The sequence below is a fragment of the Paenibacillus sp. Marseille-Q9583 genome (assembly GCF_976954365.1).
The window spans coordinates 1-2,918 of record NZ_CDRJTB010000143.1 but is presented as its reverse complement, the minus strand read 5'-3'; the positions used below and the strand labels follow the sequence as shown (position 1 = coordinate 2,918).

Here is a 2,918-nt window from a genome sequence, read left to right as displayed (position 1 = left end):
CAGCCAGAGACGCATAACAAATTAGTTATGCGTCTTTATGTTTTGAGAGGAGGAGGAGTTAGTGCCAAACACTGTATATAAAACTCATGCAAATCGCCTTAAGGATGGAAGAGGACAAGGAAGAGGAGCAGACTATATTCCTTTCATTCAAGCAAATGATAATAAAGTGGCATCAGAGGGATGATTAACCCGTACTCCAGGTTGACATTCAAATCGAGTACATCATACGCTGTCCAAATATGAGTATCAATATCTGCTTGTTCAGGATTGGACAGACCAAGTTATAGATATCAGAGAACAATATCCCCTTCCAATCGAAGAAACACAACGAATAGCGAAGAAATTAAATATAATTCATGCGAATCTACATGGACAAGATGTAGTTCAGACTTCTGATTTTATGTTAACAGTTCCGAATGGTGAAAATGGAACAATGGAAGAAGCCAGAACTTTTAAACCAATTAATAAACTGACTAAAAGGACGCTTGAATTATCAAATCCGCCGGATTAAAAACAATATTCGCTTAATTTATATAAAAGAAGGAGTGCCGAAATCATGGTGTGTAAAGCGGGTTTCAGGTTTGAAAAAAGAAGTATCAGAGAGATATGAGGGATTAATTGAAGAGGAGATTCTAGCTATGATGGTAAATGAACATCACACTCCGCCTTTATGAGTCGAACGAGCTGAGACAAATCATAAAAACAACCTCGATGATGATAGGGAAGGACTCTTTTTAAAAACAGCATGGGATAAACCAAGCTGAATGGAAGAGATGCTCTGTAAAGGTTATGTTATGATTATATTATTATCAAACCTAAGGTGGGTGATTTGTAATGAGGGAACAGCTAAAGGGGCATTTTTGGCTACCGGAACATGAAGATAATCAAATTCACGGAATTTTCAGCATGGACGATCAAAGATTAATGCATCTAGATTTAAATGCTTCTTTCAACATGAAGGATGGTTATTACTGTGAGGTTATCCTTGGAATGACCTCAAAGGGACCAGTAACCCTAGTTGGATGTATAACTGCCGGCCAGTCTTATAATATATTTATGCATCAAACTGAGGCGTACAAAGTATCAGGAGCTCTTATAGGTTCACATTTTAGCTCCTTGGATGACATTGCTTTTGATAAATATGAAATTGGGCTTACCCACTTACAAAAATGGGTGAACATCTCTAACATATCTGAAATATATAATGAAGCGACAGAACGTAAGATCGAACTGATCTACCAAGCCCCAGATAATGTTTTGCTAGCATCCATTGGGAATTTGGAAATATCACTAGTCTTTTCTCTTAACGATTCAAGATCAAACGGACGTGTTTCATGGGAAGAAAGTTTATTTCTAAGTATTAAGAGCCTCGACCAGAGTAAGATTACTTATAATGATTTGCATTTTAAACATCTGTCAAAGCTTCGAAACTTCTTTACATTTGTAATAGGGGACTCTGTACTTCCCACTCAAATCATTGGTTATGATGAGAACATACTAGATGATATAGATGTGGCGAGGGTATTCGGAACCAAGATTTATTTTAGAAATCATTCCTTCACTGAAACTCCTGAAACTATTCATGCTGTTGAAATGCCCCTACCATTCAGCACAATAAGAAATAATACGAATGAATTGATTAACAGCTGGTTTGAAAAAAGTGAAACATTCGCTGCTATTTTCGACCTCTTTTTCGGAACCAAGTACAACTTTTTTCTCTTCCCAAAAAATAAATTTCTTAGTAATATGCAAGCGCTAGAGTCATATCACCGGATCGCTTTTGGCCCTGGAAATACGATCATGAGTAGCGACGAGTTCAACATTTTTAAGACAAAAATGTTTGAACTTATTGATCAAAACGTGGACGTAGACCATGCACAAGAGTTAAAAGATAAACTTAAACATTTAAACGATATGACCTTAAGAAAAAGATTAACTGAATTAGTGAGAATCGATAAGGTCAGATTAGATCGATTGTTTAAAGCGAATCAAAATTTTATCTATAAGTGTGTCGAAATCAGAAATAACATGACCCATTTGGATAATAGGGGAGAGGAAGAGGATATTACCCAAAATGATTGGCGTGAACTTATTAAAAGGACGTCTATAATCCTAGAATTGTGTTTTTTAAACGAGTTGGGTGCTTCAGAGGAGATAAAGGACTCCTACATAAATCACTATACAAGATAATTCTAAAAATTGTTATTGTGAGACTTATAAGCATACGGATTTTTAAGATGACAGCCACCAACGGATATAGAGAGACAACTTAGAGACGATCTGTTAACAGCGTAATCCATAGGCATCTGTTGCAGCACATAAAATCACGGATGGTAAACAATGCTTAAAGCTGGATTCTGAATGCTTATTCTGAATTTGCAGAATGGAATGTATACTTGTTTATAACCGGTTGATTATACGTATGAAAGAATGCTAGCATTGTTAAAAGATAAAGCTCTTCTTTGCATACTCCCGAATTAGAGCGAAAACTCTTCATGAATCCTAATGCAAGATGTCTTTTATCAATTGAAATAGAAAATGCAGTATCTCAAAACATATGCTTGGTGCAATTGTGAATGCTCCTGCATTGGGTAGATTAGGAATACTAAATCCATGGAATGTGCGACAATTAAGGGCATTTATCAGAGCCTTAAACTACCTTGGGTTCCTTAAATCGGTGGGCAAAAACAACTTTGATATGACCAATATATTTATTGTCACTAAAGAACAAATAGAGGGAATTCTTTTAGGTATTTCTGTTGTACAAAAAATCCCAGAAGGCTAAGCAAGTTGCAAATAAGTTTCAGTAACCAACTTTAATGTAAAATTCAGACACAAACTTTAATGGCACTCCGTATTTAATACTCTTATCCTAGATACCAACTATATTGTATATTTAGATAAGGGATAAAAACATA

At 35.6% G+C, this 2,918-nt stretch carries 4 protein-coding genes; all 4 read left to right on the top strand.

Going from position 1 to position 2,918, the window contains the following annotated elements:
- Window positions 1–61 precede the first annotated feature (61 nt).
- Window positions 62–184: a hypothetical protein gene (locus ACWNM1_RS30400; protein WP_449603907.1), complete on the top strand. Its 123-nt coding sequence runs from the start codon at window positions 62–64 to the stop codon at window positions 182–184.
- 45 nt (window positions 185–229) lie between these two features.
- Entirely contained in the window at window positions 230–511 is a 282-nt protein-coding gene (locus tag ACWNM1_RS30395) for a TnsA endonuclease N-terminal domain-containing protein (protein ID WP_449603908.1), read from the top strand.
- 323 nt (window positions 512–834) lie between these two features.
- Window positions 835–2,190 carry an ApeA N-terminal domain 1-containing protein gene (locus ACWNM1_RS30390; protein ID WP_449603906.1) on the top strand — a complete coding sequence of 452 codons (1,356 nt, stop codon included), beginning with the start codon at window positions 835–837 and terminating at the stop codon, window positions 2,188–2,190.
- A gap of 367 nt (window positions 2,191–2,557) precedes the next feature.
- Window positions 2,558–2,785: a hypothetical protein gene (locus ACWNM1_RS30385; protein WP_449603905.1), complete on the top strand. Its 228-nt coding sequence runs from the start codon at window positions 2,558–2,560 to the stop codon at window positions 2,783–2,785.
- Window positions 2,786–2,918 lie beyond the last annotated feature (133 nt).